An 18,300-nucleotide genomic window follows, 5' to 3' on the forward strand; every position below is an offset into this window, starting at 1 on the left:
TCGTGCAACGCATTCATTTCACGGTGGCAGATCTCGCACGTATCCGGCTGCAACCGACCGCCGGACCAGAAGCAGAAACCGAATTGGCCCGGGATTTATTCGCCCGAGGGGCCGGTCGGCCATATGCGCGATGGAGACGCCAGGTCTATACAAGGCTGCGCGCAAAGCACGGACCCGATGGGGTCTCCGCGGTACCTCCCGCCGATTTCTGGCGGGCCGCCGTGGCTCCCTACTGGACCCGCATGTTGTCCTATTACGAGGCCGAGTGGGACGCCCGGGCACGGATGATGATGGCCGGCGGTATCGAGCAACTGCTCGCCGGGCTGGGACGCAGAGCCGTGTGGGACGGCCAGACCCTGGAGCTGCACGACGGACCCGACGCAGATGTCCGCCTCGACGGTACCGGTCTGGTGCTCAGCCCCTCGGTGTTCCTCGCCCACGGCTCCGCCCGCCTCTTCCCCGGCGACCGTCTGCGCGGCCAAGCCGTGCTGGTCTTCTCCGCGCCGCCGAATGCGGAACAGTCCGCTGTGCTGTGGGACGACACGGCCCTCCCCTCCCGGTCCCTCGGCGCCTTGGTGGGTCAGACCCGTGCGGCGGCCTTGCGTGAACTGCGGGCTGCGCGTACCACCACCCAGCTCGCCGACCGCCTCGGTGTCTCCGCGGCCTGCGCGAGCCAGCACACCGCCGTACTGCGTGAATCCGGTCTGATCACCACCCATCGGGTACGCAACACGGTGCTGCACTCGGTGACCCGGCTCGGGATGGCCCTGCTGGAAAGCCAGGGAGCCGCCCCGATCCCGGCGCTGCGCCCGGAACCCGTGTGAGGGCCGATCCGGCGGTGCCGGACGCTCCGCCCGGACGAGGCGGCGACGACCGGCGGAGACGGAGCCCCCAGCCGGCGTTCTCGCTTCGGCGCGTCCGAGGCAGCGGGGCCCCGCCGCCGTCGCCCCCGCGCGTGGCGGACGGGCTCATCGGCCTGCGGCGGCCCGGCCCAGCGGCCACACCCGGTACTCACGCTTGGCGTAGACGAGCGGCTGGCGGTCCGCGAACGGGGTGACCCGCAGGACGCTGCCGAAGACCACAAGGTGGTCCCCGCTGCGGTGTTCCTCACTCGTCCGGCAGTCCGCGATGGCATGCGCGTCGTCGACGAGATGGGGGCCGGCCACGTACGGGTCAGCTGCGTCGTACTCCCAGCGCACGCGGTCGAAGCGGTCGGGAGCGCCGGATGCGAAGAGTTCGGCGACCGGCCGGGAAGCGCCGTGCAACAGGTTCACCGCGAACCGCCCGGTGTCCAGAACGGCGTCCAATGTCGGGCTGCCGATGCGCAGACAGACCAGGAGGACGGGTGGGGTGAGCGAGACGCTGCACACGGACGAGATGGTCATCCCGCGAGGTGTTCCGTCGTGGCCGACGGTGGTGAGAACGGCGACACCGGTCGGGAAGCCGCTCATCATGGCGCGCTGGCCCTCTGCGACGGCCTCCGGGTGCGAGGCGCTCGGGGGTGCGTTGAGTCTGATGCCTTCGGTCACGGATGGACGCTCCCTGGACGATGTGCGCGGCGCCGCGGCGACCGATGGGCCGCCGCGGCGCCTGTGGGCTCGGTCAGCGGCGCATGTGTGTGAAGTACTCGTGCTGCGTGGGCAGGTGGGAGATCAGCGAGGTGGCCTGATCGTTGATCGCCTGGAACGCCTGCTGTGCCGCGGTGTCGTCGCTGAGCGCGAGCGCCGGGGACGGTTTGATCTCGATGCCGCCCATGCCGAGCAGGACGCACATGTAGGAGTAGGGCGGCAGCCCGTGGTAGTAGGGGAATACGGACTCGCTGTCCGGCAGTTGGTGCTTCCAGTGCTCGATGCGCTCGGCCAGTCCGTCGGGCAGCTCCCGGGTCTTGGCGTCCTTCCAGTACTGCGTGTCGTTGCGCGCCGCTGCGGCGTAGTGCAGGGCCAGGAACTCGCGCACACCGTCCATCACGTGCGCGGTGGCGCTGTTGTAACTGTCGCGCTGCACCGGGCTCCAGTCCGGCCCCGGGAAGTTCTTGACCAGCTGCTCGGCCGCGTGATGGATGAAGAAGATGCCGGTCGACTCCAGTGGCTCCACGAAACCGCTGGTCAGGCCGATGCCCACACAGTTGTTGACCCAGGAACGGTTACTGCGGCCGATCCGCATCTTGATGTGGTTCGCCTCGGCGTCGGCCGCAGCCGGCCCCACGAAGTCGCGCAGGGTGCGCTCGGCCTCGTCGGCGGACAGATAGTCGCTCGCGTAGACGTACCCGGTGCCGATGCGGCCGTAGAGCGGGATGGTCCAGATCCAGCCGGCGTCCTGAGCGGTGGCCGTGGTGCAGGGCCGGATGCCCCGCGCCTGCATGTCCTGCGGTACCTGCAGCGCCACCGCGCTGTCGTTGGGCAGGGTGTTCTGGTAGGAGATGAAGGGCTCCTGCAGCGCCTTGTTGAGCAGCACTCCGCGGAAGCCCGTGCAGTCGATGAACAGGTCGCCGGTCAGCTCGCCGTGCTCGGCGGTCACCACGCTGCTGATCCAGCCGCGTTCGTCGAGCTTGACGTCCTTGACGTCGTCGATGATGCGCGTCGCGCCGCGTTCCACCGTGTAGTCGGCGAGGTACTCCGCCAGCAGTGCCGCCTCGAAGTGATAGGCGTACGGGAACTGGGTCTTGCCCTGGTGCTCCGACATCGTCAGGCCCTTGGGCTCTTCGGCATGCTCGTCGTACGGCTGCGTCAGCATGGCACCGTTGAGGTGACGCGGGCTGCGTTCGGCGTCACAGATGTTGGCCATCACGAAGCAGTCGACGTCGAAGCGGTCCGTGCGGCCGTTCTTGAGCCACCAGTCGGTCAACGGGAATCCGTCGACCGACCGCATCTGCTCGAACGGGTGGTAGAAGTGGTGTCCGGGCTTGCGCCAGTTCTCGAAACGGACCGCGAGCTTGTAGGTGGCATTGCATGCCGGCATCCAATCCGACTCCTTGAGTCCGAGGAACTCGAAGAAGTGACGGATGTCGCTGAAAGTGGCTTCACCGACGCCGATGGTGCCGACCTTCCCGGACTCCACGAGGGTGAGGTCGATCCGGTCCCCGAAAGCCGCCTTGAGGTACGACGCGGTCATCCAACCCGCCGTGCCACCCCCCACGATCACGACTCTATTCAGCATCAAGAAGCTCCCATTCTGCGACGAGATGAATTCCGATGGGCTTCAACGCCATAAGAGCGAGCGTAGGGTTGGCAATACTTCGCCCACCACGTCATTAAGTGGTGGGCGAAATAAGCAGGTGGTACCGGTGTGCCGGTGGACGATCAGCTCATTCGCGGCTGCCGATGGCCGCCGAAGGCCGGGTGCGCAGCGCCGCCCTGGCGGTCAATGTCGTCGTACCGACAGTCAGGACGAGCGCGGAGACCACGACGATCAGGAGGATCGACAGCGGCCCTGCGGGCATGGTCCGGTCGAGCACGGCCCGACTGAGCGGAACGAGCGTCGCCGCCGCGACCAGCAGGCCGAGGGCGATGCCGGCGAGTGCGGTCAGCAGCGCCTCCACCGTCACCATGCGCATCACCTGTCCCCGGGTGGCCCCGACAAGGCGTTGCAGGGTGAACTCCCTGCGCCGCTCACCGGTGGCCATGACCAGCGAGTTCAGCAGGGCGATGACGGCGTACCCGACCACCATGGCGACCAGAAGGTACGCCACCCAGGTCTGCGTGTCGTTCTGCTCCGCCGAGGCAGTGACCAGCTGTGCCCGGTCGACCGCGTGCACCCCGGGCAGCTGCGCGCCAGGACCGGTGAGCTCGGCGGCCAGCCGCGCGGGGTCGGTACCGGGGGCCGCCGCCACCAGGATCTGCGGCACCACGCCGTCGGTGGTGTGCGCGGCGACCACGGGGGCCGGCATCAGCGCCGCACCGTATCCGCGCCGGTCGCCGACCTTCGCCACCAGACGAGGCTCGACCTTGGTTCCGTCGCCCATACGCATCGGAATCCGGTCGCCGATGCGGTGGCCACCCGCGGCGGACTCGGGCAAGGCCACGGCGTCACCGTCGAGAGCGCTCAGGCTGCCGCTCAACACACGTACTGCTGTGGTGCGTTCGATGCCTCGCGCGCTAACGCCGGTGATCTGCACGGTGGTTCCCTTGGGGCGCTTACCCTTGCCGTTGTAGGCGTCCAGCTCTGCCCGGGACGGCTCCAGGAAGCCGGAACTCGGTACGTAGGCGGAGGCTGCTGCGACCCCGGGCTTCTCGGCGACGCCGTCCACCAGCGACGCAGGCATCCCACCGGCTGCCGTGGCAAGCACCAGATCGGCCCTGAGGTTGTCCTCGAACGCCTGCTGCGCCCCCTGGTTCTGGGTGGTCTGCAGGTAGATCAGTGCAGTGGCCAGGCCGGTGGCGAGCATGACCGGCATCACCGCCCCGGCCAGCCGGGCCGCCCGTGCCCTGGAGTTGAGGATGGCGAGCTGACCGGCGAATCCCGTCACCGCGCGCAGCGGCCAGCGCAGCAGGGCCGTCATCAGACTCGTCAAAGTGGGGCCCAGCAGACCGAAGCCGGCGGCCCACAGCATCGCTGCCGGTGTGGCCGTACTGCCCGCCTTGCCGCCGTCGACGTTCATCGTGACGAATGCGAGGGTGGTTCCGCCTGCCAGACAGAGCAGGGCGAACAGCACCCGGACCCAATTGAGCCGACGGCGCTGGAGCGCCGCTTCGGCCAGTGCCTCGGTCGGGCGGGTGCGGGCGGCGGCACGCGCGGCGATCCAGGCCGCCCCGAGCGCGGTCAGCAGCGCCGCCCCGGCGCCCGCGACCAGCGGGATCCAACCGGTCTTGTACAGCATCACGTCGGGCACCACATCGGCGTCCACGAACCGGCCCAGCAGCCACTGTCCGAGGTGCGGTCCCGGTATGCAGGCCAGCGCGGTGGCGACGACGGCGACGCTGAACGTCTCGGCCAGGACCATCCGCCGGACCTGGCCGGGAGTGGAGCCGACCGCGCGCAGCAGCGCCATCTGACGCTGTCGCTGCTGCAACGAGAGGCCGAGCGTGCTGGACACGACGAACACGGTGACCATCACTGACAGCCCGCCGAACACGGCCGACATGGACACCAGGTTCTTCCCCTTGGTGACCACGTCGGGGAATTCGGCCCGGCCACGCTCATCGCCGGTCAGCACCGAGACGGAGCGGTCCGACAGCGTGTCGGCGAGGGCGGTCCGCACCCGGTCCGGGTCGGCGCCGGGACGGAGCAGGACGCCGACGGAGTCGACCTTGTTCCGCTGTGGGGCATGGCGCGCGGCATCGGTGTCGGAGAGGAACAACGTACCGGCCGCTCCCGGGCCGGTCACCAGCCCCGTCACCCGGTACGTGGCCACGGTGCCGTGCAGGCCGAGCGTTACTCGGTCCCCCGGCTCCGCCCCGACCTGCGCGGCGAGCCGGGTGTCAAGCGCGACCTGGCCGGCGACGCGCGGTGCGGCGCCCTGCGTCAGGTGGTACGGCCCGAGCCGGGCGGAGCCCCAACCGTGACCGGTGACGGTGACGCCGCCCTTCCCACCCTCGGGAACCACTACGGCCGGGAGGGAGACGTCCGGCACGGCTGCCCGGACTCCCGGCACGGCTGCTGCCTTGGACACGGCGGAGGCATCCAGCCTTACGCGTTCCCTGAAGACCTTGTTGGAATCGGGATACCTCTGGTCCCCCGTGACGACGATCGGCGCGGCCTGGAGCCTTTGCGGCTGGGCGAGTTCGCGGGTGCCGGTCTCCAGCAGTCCGCCGCATGCGATGACGATGGCGGCGCCGAAGAACAGGGCGATGAACGAGGCGATGAAGCCCCCCTTGTGGAACTTCAGGGAGCGCAGTGCGAGGCCGATCACCGGGTCGCCCCGTACCGGCCATCGTCTGCCGACTGCTCATCGGCCCAGGCACCGAGATGGGTCATCCGCTCGGCAACCATGTCTGCGGTCGGGCGTTCCAGGGCGTCGACGATCCTGCCGTCGGCCAGGAAGAGGGTGCGGTCGGCGTGGGCGGCGGCCACCGGGTCGTGGGTGACCATCACAATGGTCTGCCCGGCCCACTGGACAGCCTCGCGGAGCAGCCCGAGAACCTCACGGGCGGTGCGGGTGTCCAGGGCACCGGTCGGTTCGTCTCCGAAGAGCACAGCGGGCCGGGTGACCAGGGCACGGGCGATGGCCACGCGTTGTTGTTGGCCTCCGGAGAGCTCCCCGGGCCGGTGCTTCTGCCGTGAGGCGAGTCCGACCCGTTCGATGACCTCGTCCACCTCGGCGGCCTTGGGGCGGCGTCCCGCCAGGCGTAAGGGCAGGGTGACGTTGTCCCGTACGTTCAGCGCAGGCATCAGGTTGAACGCCTGGAAGACGAAGCCGATGCGCTCGCGTCGGAGCTTTGTCAGCTCCCGTTCCTTGAGCCGGGACAGTTCCACGCCGTCCAGTTGGACTGAGCCGGACGTGGGCCGGTCCAGCCCTGCGGCGCAGTGGAGAAAGGTGCTCTTGCCGGATCCGGAAGGGCCCATCACCGCGGTGAAAGTGCCCCGCTGCAGGCCGACGCTCACACCGTCGAGTGCGGAAACCTTGTTCTTGCCGGAGCCATAGGTCATGTACACGGAGTCCAGATGGACGACGGTGTCAGCCGGCGCGGCCGGTGTTCGGTTCATGGTCTTCCCTGTTCTCATTCGATTCTGTGGATACGCCGGCACGACCATCGCTCGGCACGGCGGAAAGCGGACCAGGACGCTCGAGCACGGCCTCGATCTCGGCGAGCGGGTCGGCGGCCGGACGGAGTACCGACTGGGCAACGGTCAGGTGCAGCCGTGCCGCAGCCACAAGGAGCCGGGCTGCGAAGGGAAGCAGGACGAGCGCCACGCCCGCGAGAAGCAGCACCCCCGGCAGAGTGAGGACCCAGCTCAGCAGACCGTGCTCGCCCACGACGCCACCGGAGATGTGCACGGCCTGGTACCACAGGGGCAAGGTGATGCAGGCGAGCGTCACCAGCCAGGCGGCCAGCGCGAACAGGTCCAGCAACAGCAGAGGGGGAAAGAGAAGGATGAGATAGGCGCAGTCGCGGGCGACCGCCGGATCGCTGTAGCGGATCCTGAGACGCGCGAGCAGCCCGGGCTCGGTGACCTCGACGTACCGGTAGGGAATCGGCCGGTCGACGAGTGCGGCACGGCCGCGCTCGACCTGGGCGCAGCCCCTGATCACCCACACCGAACCGATGATCAGTGGCAGGGTCACCGTGAACTGGCTCAACACCGCACCGGCCACGACAGCGGCCGTGGCAACAACGAAGAAGGCGCTGCCGACCAGGAGATAGCTCGCGAGGTAGCCTGCGGCGATCCAGGGTACGGGCGATAACGCAAGGCCGACCGGGGAGGCCGATGTGCGCAGGCGCCCCGGCACCGGCCGGATCACTCGATCCTCCGCAGCATGTCGTCGATGGAGCTGACATGTGCCTTCAGATCGGCCAGTTCGGCCTGGAGGGACTCCTGCCGCTGTACCGCCTCTTCGGCGAGCTTGCGGTAGGAGGCCATGGCCACTGCGTCGGCGCGATGGCGCTGCAGTCTGAAGTGCGAGACCACCGCCGCCGTGATACCTCCCACGATGATCAAGACGATGGCGATGGCGACGATGGCGCCGGTCATGTCTGGGTCCCCTCCATAAATGTCTAACCTTCCTCATCGACGGCCCTCTTCGCGGCCCGTTTCTGCTCCTCGTCGGCGCGCACGGCGTTCACGATCGTCTGCACGTCGAGGTGCAGATCGAACGGCACCAGTTCGAAGTACTTCAGGGCCTTGCCGTCATCGGAGAGCTCCAGGTGGCCGACCACCAGGCCGGCCTTCTCCAAGCGCTCCAAATGCATGTAGAGCAGGGGGCGTGACATGCCCAGCTGCCGGGCCAGTTCACTGACGTACATACGGCCGTCGGCAAGGCTCGCGATGGCCCGCATCCGCTGGGCGTGCCCCACAGCGGAGAGGAGGACCAGAAGCTCCTCGCTGGTCAACGCTTCCACCTCCCAGCGCACCGGACTGCATGTGTTAGACAGATATTACAGGTGGCAGGAGGCGTGTCAATCGCCTGCCGGGCAGAGCGCGCAGACCAGCACCAGGCCGTTCCGGACCAGCCACGTCCCGTGGAACTCCGGTGGCACACAGGCCCCTTGCGCCGAGTCGGCCAGGATGCGGGCGTGGAAGGTGCCATCGGGTGCGGGGGAGATCAGTGCTCCGTCGAACCCCAGCCAGGTGTGCGTCAGGGGGAACCACGCCTTGTAGACGGCCTCCTTGGTGCAGAACAGCAGCCGGTCCCAGCACAAGCCGGGGTGGAGACGGGAGAGCAGGGCCACGCGCGTGGCTTCCTCCGGCAGGGCGATGAACTCCAAGACCCCCGCCGGCAGAGGCGCATGGGGCTCTGCATCGATGCCCACTCCGCGCACGTCGGAGCAGTACGCGACGGCCGCAGCCCGGTAGCCGGCGCAGTGCGTCATGCTGCCGGCCACACCGTCGGGCCACTGCGGAGCTCCGCGCGCGCCCGGTAGCAGGGGGCCCGGGGTGAGTCCCAGCCTGCGGATGGCCCGGCGCGCACAGTGCCGCACCGTCGTGTACTCCCGTCGGCGCGGCGCGCCGACCTCCCCCAGGGCCGCTTCCTCCGCGGAGAGGAGCCGGGCGCCCGGCGGGTCACCGAAACAATCGGCTCCCACAACGGCAGCGGGAAGTATGTCGTCGATCATGCGGACGGCCTCACAGCGCAGGCGCTACCGAGGCAGCAAAGGCGCCCCGGACTCGCCCTGCTCGACCGTGCCTCCCCGCCCGTGCTCACCCGGCCGGGGCAGTTGCTCGACGGCGTCCGGGCCGAGCAGCCGCAGCAACGGCCGGGTCAGGGCCGTCGTGACCAGCGCGACGATGGTGAGGATGCTGAGCAGCCGCTGGTCGATGATGCCGGACTGGTAACCGATCTGGATGATCACGAGCTCGGTCAGGCCGCGCGCGTTCAGCAGCACCCCGAGCATGAGGGCCGAGCGCGGGCGCATGCCGGTGAGGACCGCGCTCAGCGTGGGACCGCACACCTTGGTGACGACCCCCAGCACGAGCAGAGTGGTCAGGCACAGCACCGAAGAGCGGTCGAGGCGCAACGCCCCGAGATCGATGTTCAGTCCGAACCCGAAGAAGAAGAACGGCAGCAGAACGGCCTTGGACGTGCCCGACAGCCGGTCCGCGACCCGAGCCGCGCGGGCGCTGCCGTTCGGCCATGCGAGCCCGACCAGCAGCGCCCCGATCAGCTGGTGCACCCCCACCACCGTGGTCAGAACGGATGTCGCGGCGACACCGGCGGCCAGCACCACCATGACGGTGGCGTCAGCCCCGGCGCCTTCGGCGGAGTCCGGTCGAGACCGGGCCCAGCGGGCCAGCGTCCTGCGCAGCGGCCCCAGGAAGACACCCGTGAGCACAGCCGCGAGCAGGCCGTTCCACAACACCCCTGTCGGGCTGCTCCCCTGCACCGCCGCCAGGATCCCGGTGAGCACCAGCCACACCGCGCCGTCCCCCACCGCGGCGGCGACGAGACTCAACTGCCCCTGGCGCGTACGGGTGAGCCCGAGGTCGCTCAGCACGCGGGCCAGCACGGGCAGCGCGGTCACGCTGAGCGCACACCCCACGAAGAGGACGAAGGCGGCCGGGTTGTCCGCCGGCCCCGCGAAGTCCCCGACGAGGAACACGGCGGCCCCACTGCCGGCCGCGAACGGCACCAGCAGGGATGCCTGGCTCACCAACAGCACCTGGGAGCCGACACCGCGCAGGGTCATTCCGGTCAGTTCCCGTCCCACCCCGAACATGAAGAAGACAAGACCGACCTGGGCCAGTCCGTCCAGCATCGGCAAGACGCCCGAAGGAAAGAGCCAGTCCTTCGCCTCCGGTGCGAAACGGCCCAGCACCGTCGGCCCCAGGGCAATGCCCGCGCAGATCTCCCCGATCACCCTCGGCTGCCCCAGCCGGTCGGCCAGCCAGCCGCCCAGGAAGGCGGCGAGGAGTATGGCCGCCACCCCCAGGAACAGGTGGCCGCTCTTGTCGAGGCCATGCGACGCGTGCGCCGCCTGCCCGTCCGGCGTGCGCGCCGTGAAGACCGTCACCGCGGCCCAGACGATCACCGCCAGCGGCACCACGGATATCAAGATCGCAGCAATCCGCTGTCCACCTCTGGCCCGCATACGCATCCCCCGTGGTCCTGGTCCTGGTGAGCACTGGATGCCGGAACTCTCGGCCCCAGGTCGGCCCTAGCGGTCCCTGGTGGCATCCCCCTCGGCGCATGCTTCGCGAACGAGTGCGTACGGCGGCGAGTCGGTCAGGTAGAAATGCCCGCCCGGCACCATCCGCTGCCGGAACGCCCCCGAGGTCGTCCTCGCCCACTCCGACACATGCTCCGCCTTCGCACGGGGATCGTCGGTCCCGGCCACCGCCGTGACCGGGCAGTCGAGCAGCGCTCCCGCACGGTGTTCATAGCTACCCAGCATCTGAAAATCAGCCTTGATGTACGGCAGAATCAGCTCCTGGAACATGGGGTGCGCCAGGAGCTCGGCGTCGGTGCCGCCGAGCTGCACCAGCGTCTCGATGGCGGCCTCGTCGGTCATCCCGGCGGCACGGGCGTCCCGCCGGACGAGATGGCCCGCACGGGCTCCCGAAACGAACAGATGCGACAGCTTGATCCCGTCGGCCTCCAGCGCCCTGGCCGTCTCGTACGCCACCACCGCGCCCATGCTGTGCCCGAACAGAGCGATGGGCCGGTCTGCCAGCGGCCTGACGGCGTCGGCGATCTCGCCCGCCAGGACCACCAGATCGGTGGCCATCGGCTCGCCGAACCGGTCTGCCCGGCCCGGGTAGCAGACCGCGTGTACCTCGAACTCGGGCAGTCCCTTGCACCAGTTCCGGAAGAGGTGCGGCGACCCTCCGGCATGGGGAAAGCAGATCAGCCGCACCGGGGCGAACGGCCGACGCTCGTTGCATTCCAGCCAGGACATCAAGAGCCTCCTGCTCGCCACCGGCCGAACACATCTTTCGGCTCCTCCACGGACACCGCCCCATTGCAGCAGGCGGCCGCTGACAACAGGCTGACAACGGATACCGCTCGGACCGTCCCGGCCGGAGAAGCGACCCCGCTCCGGCGCGCCCTCATCGGGCCTGAGCGTGCTGTTGAGAGTGGCCGAAGAGGCGAAGGCCGGCCCCGAGTTCCACAGATGAGGCCACCCTGTGCACAGCGTCGACGAGGCCGGCGTCAAAGACTGTTCGGCACCTGACCTGGGCGCGACATTTTCGCCTCCAGCAGCACGAGAAAACCCCAGGCCACAAGGTATGTGACCTGGGGTTTTCTCTCTGAGCCGCCTAAGGGAATCGAACCCTTGACCTACGCATTACGAGTGCGTCGCTCTGGCCGACTGAGCTAAGGCGGCGTGGTGCGCGGCCCAGTCTACACATGCCGGAGGGGTGGTTCGTACTCGGTTGACGGGCTGGTCAGGGGGTGGGGGCGGGGTCAGGTGCAGCGTTTGTTCTTCGGGGGGACGGTGCCGTCGAGGAGGTAGGTGTTGACGGCCTTGTCGATGCAGGTGCTGCCGCGGCCGTAGGCGGTGTGGCCGTCGCCCTCGTAGGTCAGCAGGGTGGCGCTGGAGAGCTGGGCGGCGAGGCCCTTGGCCCAGGTGTACGGGGTGGCGGGGTCGCGGGTGGTGCCGACGACGACGATGGGGGCGGCGCCCTTGGCCTCGATGCGTTCGGGGGCGCCGGTGGGCTTGACCGGCCAGTACGCGCAGTTCAGGGAGGCCCAGGCGAACTCGTCGCCGAAGACCGGGGACGCCTTGCGGAAGCGCGGCAGGTCGGCGCGGACCTGGTCGGGCGAGGTGTACGCGGGGGGCAGGTCGAGGCAGTTCACGGCGGGGTTGGCGTACATCTGGTTGCCGTAGTGGCCGTCGGGGTCGCGCTCGTAGTAGCTGTCGGAGAGGGTCAGCAGGCCGCGGCCGTCGCCCTTCTCGGCCTGGGCCAGGTACTCGCGCAGGACGGGCCACGCCTTCTCGTCGTACATCGCGGCGATCACGCCGGTCGTGGCGAGCGATTCGGTGAGGCGGCGGTCCCCGCCGGTCTCCAGCGGATGCGCGTCGAGCTTCTTGAACAGGGCGGAGAGCCGCTTTCCGGCGTCCTCGGCGCTCTTGGTGCCGAGCGGGCAGTCGCGGCGCTTGACGCAGTCCGCGGCGAAGGCGGTGAAGGCGGTGTTGAAACCGGCGGTCTGCTCGATGTTGACCTGGCGGGGGCCGAGCGAGGGGTCCATCGCGCCGTCCAGCACCACCCGGCCGACATGGGAGGGGTACAGCCCGGCGTACGTCGAGCCGAGGAAGGTGCCGTACGAGGCGCCGACGTAGTACAGCTTCCGGTCGCCGAGGACGGCGCGCAGCACGTCCATGTCGCGGGCCGCCTCGACGGTGGAGACATGCGGCAGGAGCTTGCCGGAGCGGGACTCGCAGCCCTTGGCGAAGTTCCGGTAGGCGTTGGCGAGTTCGGTGACCTCGGCGGCGTCGTCGGGGGTCTGGTCGGTCCGGGTGAAGCGGTCCATCTCCTTGTCGGTGAGGCATTCCACCGGTGCGCTGCGGGCCACACCGCGCGGGTCCATCGCCACCATGTCGTACCGGGCGCGGACGGCGGCGGGCTCCGGGGCGTACTGCTGGAGGTAGTCGATCGCCGAGCCGCCCGGGCCGCCGGGGTTGACCATCAGGGAGCCGATGCGCTTCCCGGGGCCGGTGGCCTTCTTCCGGGCGACGGCGAGCTTGAGGTCGCCGCCCTCGCCGGGCCGTTCGTAATCCAGCGGCGCCTTCATCGTGGCGCACTCGAAGCCGCTGACACCGCACGCGTGCCAGCTGAGCTTCTGGTCGTAGTACGGCCGCAGGTCGGCGGGGACGGCGGTGGGCAGCGGGGCGAGGACGGACTTCGGGGTGCCGCCGGCCCCGGAGGCGTCGGCGTCCTCACCCCGCCCCGGGCCGGCCGCGGCGGGGGTGGACGACGGTCCCGAGGAACAGCCGGAGATCAGCAGCGCGGTGGCCGCGAAGAAGGCGGCGGAGATACGGAACAGACGGCTGGTGGCCATGGGCGGTCCCTTGTCCCTGTGGGTCCTGTGGGCGTACGGCGTACGGAGTGCTGGCGGTGCGGGTACCGGCCGCCGCCCCGCCGGGTCGGTGGCCGGGGGTGGTGCCGGGGTCGGTGGCCGGTGCGGGGTTTGGGTGCGGTGCCCGAAATCTTATGAACGGAGGGTAGCGGGGTGAGGGCTGTGTGTGCTGTACGTGGGGTGGGGTGGACGTGGCGGTCGTCCCCGCGGCTGCGGGATGCGGGCCCGCACGCGCCGGGTCCGGGCGGTGTGGTGCCCGGGTGGTTCGGGGGCCGGGAGCGGGGTGATGCCGCAGGTCACAGGGGTGGCTGCGCCTCGTGGGCGGGCCGCGCCGGACGCGCGTACGGCCGCTCCGAGGCGCGCCGGCCCACGAGCCGCACGGGCCGGGGCCGCCCGGGAGCCCGGCCGGAAATCGCCCCGTCCGTCACCCCGCCCGCAGCGCCGCCGTCATCGCCTCGACGGCCAGCAGCGGCGCGACATTGCGGTCCAGCGCCTCGCGGCACGCGATGATCGCCTCTATCCGGCGCAGGGTGCGGACCGGCGTCGAGGCGCGGGCGATGCGGTCGAGGCTGTCGCGGACCTCGTCGTTGGCGAGCGGGACGGGGGCGCCGAGCTGGAGGGTGAGGACGTCGCGGTAGAAGCCGGTGAGGTCGACCAGGGCGAGGTCGAGGCTGTCGCGCTGGGTGCGGGTGGAGCGGCGCTTCTGGCGGTCCTGGAGCTCCTTCATCACCCCCGCGGTGCCGCGCGGCAGGCGGCCGCCGGTGCCCGCGGCGGCGCCGAGGGCGGCCCGCAGCTCCTCGGTCTCCTTGGTGTCGACCTCCTCCGCGACCTGCTTGGCGTCCTCCCCCGCCGCGTCGATCAGCTCCTGGGCGGCCTTGAGGCAGCCGCCGATGTCGTCGATGCGCAGCGGGAGCTTGAGGACCGCGGCCCGGCGGGCGCGGGCCCGCTCGTCGGTGGCGAGGCGGCGGGCGCGGCCGATGTGGCCCTGGGTGGCGCGGGCGGCGGCCGCGGCGGCCGCCGGCTCGATGCCGTCGCGGCGCACCAGGACGTCGGCGACCGCGTCGACCGGCGGCGTGCGGAGCGAGAGGTGGCGGCAGCGGGAGCGGATGGTCGGCAGGACGTCCTCGATGGAGGGGGCACAGAGCAGCCAGACGGTGCGGGGTGCGGGCTCCTCGACGGCCTTGAGCAGGACGTTTCCGGCGCCTTCGGTGAGGCGGTCGGCGTCCTCCAGGACGATCACCTGCCAGCGGCCGCCCGCCGGGGAGAGCGAGGCCCGGCGCACCAGGTCGCGGGTCTCCTTCACACCGATGGAGAGCAGGTCCGTACGGACGATCTCGACGTCGGCGTGGGTGCCGACGAGGGTGGTGTGGCAGCCGTCGCAGAAACCGCAGCCGGGGGCGCCGCCGAGGGCGCGGTCCGGGGAGACGCACTGGAGGGCGGCGGCGAAGGCGCGGGCCGCGGTGGAGCGGCCCGAGCCGGGCGGGCCGGTGAAGAGCCAGGCGTGCGTCATCCGGGAGGCGCCGCCGGGCACCCCGGGCTCCGGCTCACCGGGCGCGGCGGCTTCGGGGGCCCGGTCGGCGGAGACGAGGGCGTCCGCGTCCCGTGCGGCCGCGGCGAGTTCCTGCGTCACCCGCTCCTGGCCGACCACGTCGTCCCATACCGCCATCGCTGACCGCCGTCCCTCTCCCGCTCCGTGCCCGGGGCCGCCGGTCGCGGCCTCCGTCCCTGCTGGTCGTGCGCGAGCGTGCCGGGGTGCGGTGTCACCGCACGCGCCGCCGTCTCCCGCGCTCCGTCCATTGTGGTGCACCCCACCGACAATCCGGTCCGGCCGCCGGCCGCCCCGGTACGCACAACGCCCGTGGCCCGCAGCGGAGAGGCTGCGGGCCACGGGCGTTCCGGCGTCGGCGGGGGTCAGCCGCGGCGGCCCCGGCGGTCGTTGTCGTCCCGGCCGAACAGTTCGTCGGAGAGGGTCGGCAGATCGTCCAGCGGGGTCTCCTCCGCCCACTCCGGGCGGCGGCGGGTGCGCTGCGGGGGCTCGGCCGGGCGGCCGGTCTCCGGGTCCAGCTGCGGCAGCTCGCGGGTGCGCTCGGCGCCGGACTCGGCGGGCGTCGTGGGGTGCGCCCCGCCCCGCTCCTCGTCGCGGAAGAGCCAGGACGGCACCCGGTCCTCGGGCGCGGTCCCGCGCTCCTCGGGGCGGACCGCCGGGAGCACGCTGGTCTCCTCGGCGTCCGGGTCGAACGTGGCGCGCGGCAGCACCGTCGTCTCGTCCGCCGCACCGGGCACGGGGCCCGAGCCGGGCAGCGGCAGGGCGGCGGTCCGCTCGTTGTCGGAGCCCTCGGCGGAGTCCGTGGCGGAGTCCGTGGCGGAGCCGTTGCCGGAGTCGGGGCGCGCGCCCCGGTCCGGGCCGGAGCGGGAGGTGCCGCCGGACGGCTCGGCCGACGAGCCCGTCGACGTACCGCCCTCGCGCGCGGTCTGCTTCCGCAGACCGGCGACCGGCGTCTCCGTCGTCGGCGCATCGGCCGCGGCCCGCGCCTCCTCGGCCGCCTTCGCCTCCGCCGCGGCAGCCGCCTCGGCCGCCGCGATCCGGGCCTGCTCGGCGCGGAGCAGCGCCTCCTCGGCCTTGCGCTGCTTCTCCTTGCGGCGCTCCTCCGCCTCGGCGCGCAGCCGGGCCTCCTCCGCGGCGCGCAGCCGCAGCCGCTCCTGCTCCTCGGCGCGGGCCCGCTCCTCGGCCTCACGGCGCTTGCGCTCGGCCTCCGCCGCGAGCCGGGCCTCCTCGGCGCGCTGCCGGGCCTCCTCGGCCAGCCGGGCCTCCTCGCGGGCCTTGGCCTCCTCGGCCTCGCGGCGCTTGCGCTCCTCCTCCTCGGCGCGCAGCTTCGCCAGCTGCTCCTGGCGCTCGCGCTCCAGGCGCTCCTCCTCGGCCTTGCGCGCGGCCTCCTCCTCGGCCTTGCGCCGGGCCTCCTCCTCGGCCGCCTTGCGCGCCGCCTCCTGCGCCTCGACCTCGGCCGCCGACAGCGGCAGCACCTGGTCGAGGCGGTGGCGGACGACGGTGGTGACGGCCTCCGGCTCCTGGCCGGCGTCGACGACGAGGTAGCGGGCCGGGTCGGCGGCGGCCAGGGTGAGGAACCCGGCGCGGACCCGCTCGTGGAACTCCGCGGGCTCCGACTCCATCCGGTCGGGCGCCTCGGTGAACCGTTCCCGCGCGGTCTGCGGGGTGACGTCCAGCAGCACCGTCAGATGCGGCACCAGGCCGTCGGTGGCCCAGCGGGAGATCCGGGCGATCTCGGTGGGGGCGAGGTTGCGGCCGGCGCCCTGGTAGGCGACGGACGAGTCGATGTAGCGGTCGGTGATGACGACGGCGCCGCGCTCCAGGGCGGGGCGGATGACGCTGTTGACGTGCTCGGCGCGGTCGGCGGCGAACATCAGCGCCTCGGCGCGGTCCGAGAGGCCGGAGGTGGAGACGTCCAGGATGATCGAGCGCAGCCGCTTGCCGATGGCCGTCGCGCCCGGCTCCCGGGTCACCACGACCTCGTGGCCCTTGCCGCGGATCCACTCCGCGAGCGCCTCGACCTGCGTGGACTTGCCCGCGCCGTCGCCGCCCTCCAGGGCGATGAAGAAACCGGTGGGCGCGGGCGCCTGCTCCGGGTCGCCGCCGCGCAGCGCCTCCCGCAGATCGCGCCGCAGCGGCACCCCGTGGCGGTCGTCGACCTTGCCGAGCACCCAGGCGGCGACCGGCAGCAGCAACGCGCCGACCAGCATCAGCGCGAACGCGGCGCCGCCGTGGTCGAAGGCGAACGCACCGCTGCCGACCCGGTGCGGGCCGATGACCGCGGCCAGCAGCGGCGCGACGATCGCGGCGACCGCGACCGCGAGGCGGACGACGGCGTGCAGCTGCCCGGTGATCCGGGCGTGGTCGGCCTCCTCGGCCTCGTGCTCCAGCAGGACGTGGCCGGTGTTGGCGGCGATCCCGGCGCCCACCCCGGCGACCAGCGCCAGCAACGCCGCCGTCGTCGCGTCCGTCACCAGGCCCATGGCCAGCAGCGCCAGGCCCGTCGCGGCGACCGCGAGGGCCAGCAGACGGCGGCGGGAGAGCGCGGGCAGCACCCGGCGGGCGCTGCGGATTCCGATGACCGGGCCGCCGGTCAGCACCAGCACCAGGAGCGCGAAGAGGACCGGGCCGCCGCCGAGGTCGGCGGAGTGCAGCACGGCGAGGGAGACCGCGGCGGCGACGGCCGCGGCAACCGAGGCGCAGGCGAGCACCAGCAGCGGGGCGGCGCCGGTACGGCCCTTGTCCGCGCCGGTGGCCTTCGGGCGGCGCAGCCCCTCCAGCGGGGAGCGCGGCCGCGGTGTGGCACCGCCGGGCAGCTCGATGAAGTAGAGGACCGACACGGACGCGCCGAACAGGCCGGCCGCGACATAGGAGCCCAGCGCCGCCTGGTGGCTGTCGAACCACGCCACCCCGGCGCCCAGCAGCTTCCCGATGAGCGTGACGACGACGAGCGCGGCGGCGGCGAGCGGCAGCGAGACGAAGGTGGTGCGCAGCGACAGCCGCCGCAGCGCCGCCATGTTGTCGGGCAGCGGCCGGACGGCGGCGCCCTCGGGCGGCGGCGCGGGCAGCAGCCCCGGCGCCGCGCTCTCCCGCGCGACGGTCCAGAAGCGCTCGGCGACGCCGGTCAGGAACACCGTGACCAGCAGCCAGGCGAGTGCGTTCGCCCGCGTCCAGTCCAGCCAGAGCGGCGCGACGACCAGCAGGGCGACCCGTACGACGTCGGCGACGATCATCGTCCAGCGGCGGTCGAGCGGTCCGGAGGGCGCCGTCAGCGCCGACAGCGGGCCCAGCAGGACCGCCCCGAAGAGCAGGGTCGCCAGCATCCTGGCCGCGAAGACCGCGGTGACCGCGAGGGCCGCGCCCCGGTAGCCGCCGCCGAAGACGGCCTGGCCTCCCAGGGGTACGTACAGCGCCGCCTGGAGGGCGAGAAGGACGAGGACCAGCATGGACAGGGCATCGCCGATGGCCCCGACGAACTGGGCGCTCCACAGTCGCTTCAGTGGGGGGAAGCGCAACAGGGCTCGTACGGCGCGCTCGCGGGAATCCGCGGCAAGGGCGCCTGAAGTGGGGGTCTGGGCCGTTGGCTGCTCGGCACGCGTCATCCGCCCAGCCTATCGGCAGGCCGCGTTCGTGCGGGCCC

The 18,300-nt window shown here is 71.7% G+C and carries 14 protein-coding genes and 1 tRNA gene; 1 reads left to right on the forward strand and 14 read right to left on the reverse strand.

Annotated elements, in window-relative coordinates:
• Positions 1 to 242 precede the first annotated feature (242 nt).
• Positions 243 to 824, forward strand: a complete 582-nt coding sequence (locus ACZ4U4_RS00920) for an ArsR/SmtB family transcription factor (RefSeq protein WP_467868004.1) — start codon at positions 243 to 245, stop codon at positions 822 to 824.
• 144 nt (positions 825 to 968) lie between these two features.
• Here the strand turns inward: ACZ4U4_RS00920 and ACZ4U4_RS00925 are convergent, their stop codons facing one another.
• The 14 genes from ACZ4U4_RS00925 to tmk all read right to left on the reverse strand — a co-directional run bounded on the left by ACZ4U4_RS00925 (position 969) and on the right by tmk (position 18,262).
• On the reverse strand, positions 969 to 1,529 hold the full coding sequence (locus tag ACZ4U4_RS00925; RefSeq protein WP_467868006.1) for a flavin reductase family protein: 561 nt from the start codon (positions 1,527 to 1,529) through the stop codon (positions 969 to 971).
• Positions 1,530 to 1,602: 73 nt separating this feature from the next.
• Positions 1,603 to 3,111 carry a tryptophan halogenase family protein gene (locus ACZ4U4_RS00930; protein WP_467868008.1) on the reverse strand — a complete coding sequence of 503 codons (1,509 nt, stop codon included), beginning with the start codon at positions 3,109 to 3,111 and terminating at the stop codon, positions 1,603 to 1,605.
• 193 nt (positions 3,112 to 3,304) lie between these two features.
• Positions 3,305 to 5,848, reverse strand: coding sequence for an FtsX-like permease family protein (locus ACZ4U4_RS00935; protein WP_467868010.1), 2,544 nt, complete (start codon positions 5,846 to 5,848; stop codon positions 3,305 to 3,307).
• Positions 5,845 to 6,642 (reverse strand): ABC transporter ATP-binding protein, encoded by a 798-nt coding sequence (locus ACZ4U4_RS00940; RefSeq protein WP_467868012.1) that lies wholly within the window; start codon positions 6,640 to 6,642, stop codon positions 5,845 to 5,847. Before ACZ4U4_RS00940 ends, ACZ4U4_RS00935 begins: the two co-directional genes overlap by 4 nt.
• A complete protein-coding gene (locus ACZ4U4_RS00945) occupies positions 6,614 to 7,399 on the reverse strand; it encodes a sensor domain-containing protein (protein ID WP_467868014.1) in 786 nt (261 codons plus the stop codon). Before ACZ4U4_RS00945 ends, ACZ4U4_RS00940 begins: the two co-directional genes overlap by 29 nt.
• Positions 7,396 to 7,629, reverse strand: coding sequence for a hypothetical protein (locus ACZ4U4_RS00950; protein ID WP_467868016.1), 234 nt, complete (start codon positions 7,627 to 7,629; stop codon positions 7,396 to 7,398). Before ACZ4U4_RS00950 ends, ACZ4U4_RS00945 begins: the two co-directional genes overlap by 4 nt.
• Positions 7,630 to 7,652: 23 nt before the next feature.
• Positions 7,653 to 7,997 (reverse strand): ArsR/SmtB family transcription factor, encoded by a 345-nt coding sequence (locus ACZ4U4_RS00955; RefSeq protein ID WP_467868018.1) that lies wholly within the window; start codon positions 7,995 to 7,997, stop codon positions 7,653 to 7,655.
• A gap of 57 nt (positions 7,998 to 8,054) precedes the next feature.
• Positions 8,055 to 8,711 carry a 4'-phosphopantetheinyl transferase family protein gene (locus ACZ4U4_RS00960; RefSeq protein WP_467868020.1) on the reverse strand — a complete coding sequence of 219 codons (657 nt, stop codon included), beginning with the start codon at positions 8,709 to 8,711 and terminating at the stop codon, positions 8,055 to 8,057.
• A 24-nt stretch (positions 8,712 to 8,735) separates the two neighbouring features.
• A complete protein-coding gene (locus ACZ4U4_RS00965; RefSeq protein WP_467868022.1) occupies positions 8,736 to 10,139 on the reverse strand; it encodes a cation:proton antiporter in 1,404 nt (467 codons plus the stop codon).
• Between the two features lie 111 nt (positions 10,140 to 10,250).
• Positions 10,251 to 10,991 (reverse strand): thioesterase II family protein, encoded by a 741-nt coding sequence (locus tag ACZ4U4_RS00970; protein WP_467868024.1) that lies wholly within the window; start codon positions 10,989 to 10,991, stop codon positions 10,251 to 10,253.
• Positions 10,992 to 11,346: 355 nt separating this feature from the next.
• Positions 11,347 to 11,420, reverse strand: a tRNA-Thr gene (locus ACZ4U4_RS00975).
• Between the two features lie 80 nt (positions 11,421 to 11,500).
• A complete protein-coding gene (locus ACZ4U4_RS00980) occupies positions 11,501 to 13,096 on the reverse strand; it encodes an alpha/beta hydrolase (protein WP_467868026.1) in 1,596 nt (531 codons plus the stop codon).
• A 442-nt stretch (positions 13,097 to 13,538) separates the two neighbouring features.
• A complete protein-coding gene (locus ACZ4U4_RS00985; protein WP_467868028.1) occupies positions 13,539 to 14,780 on the reverse strand; it encodes a DNA polymerase III subunit delta' in 1,242 nt (413 codons plus the stop codon).
• 245 nt (positions 14,781 to 15,025) lie between these two features.
• A complete protein-coding gene (gene tmk / locus ACZ4U4_RS00990) occupies positions 15,026 to 18,262 on the reverse strand; it encodes a dTMP kinase (protein ID WP_467868030.1) in 3,237 nt (1,078 codons plus the stop codon).
• Between the last annotated feature and the right edge of the window lie 38 nt (positions 18,263 to 18,300).

It is taken from the genome of Streptomyces sp. NPDC029159 (assembly GCF_055564055.1).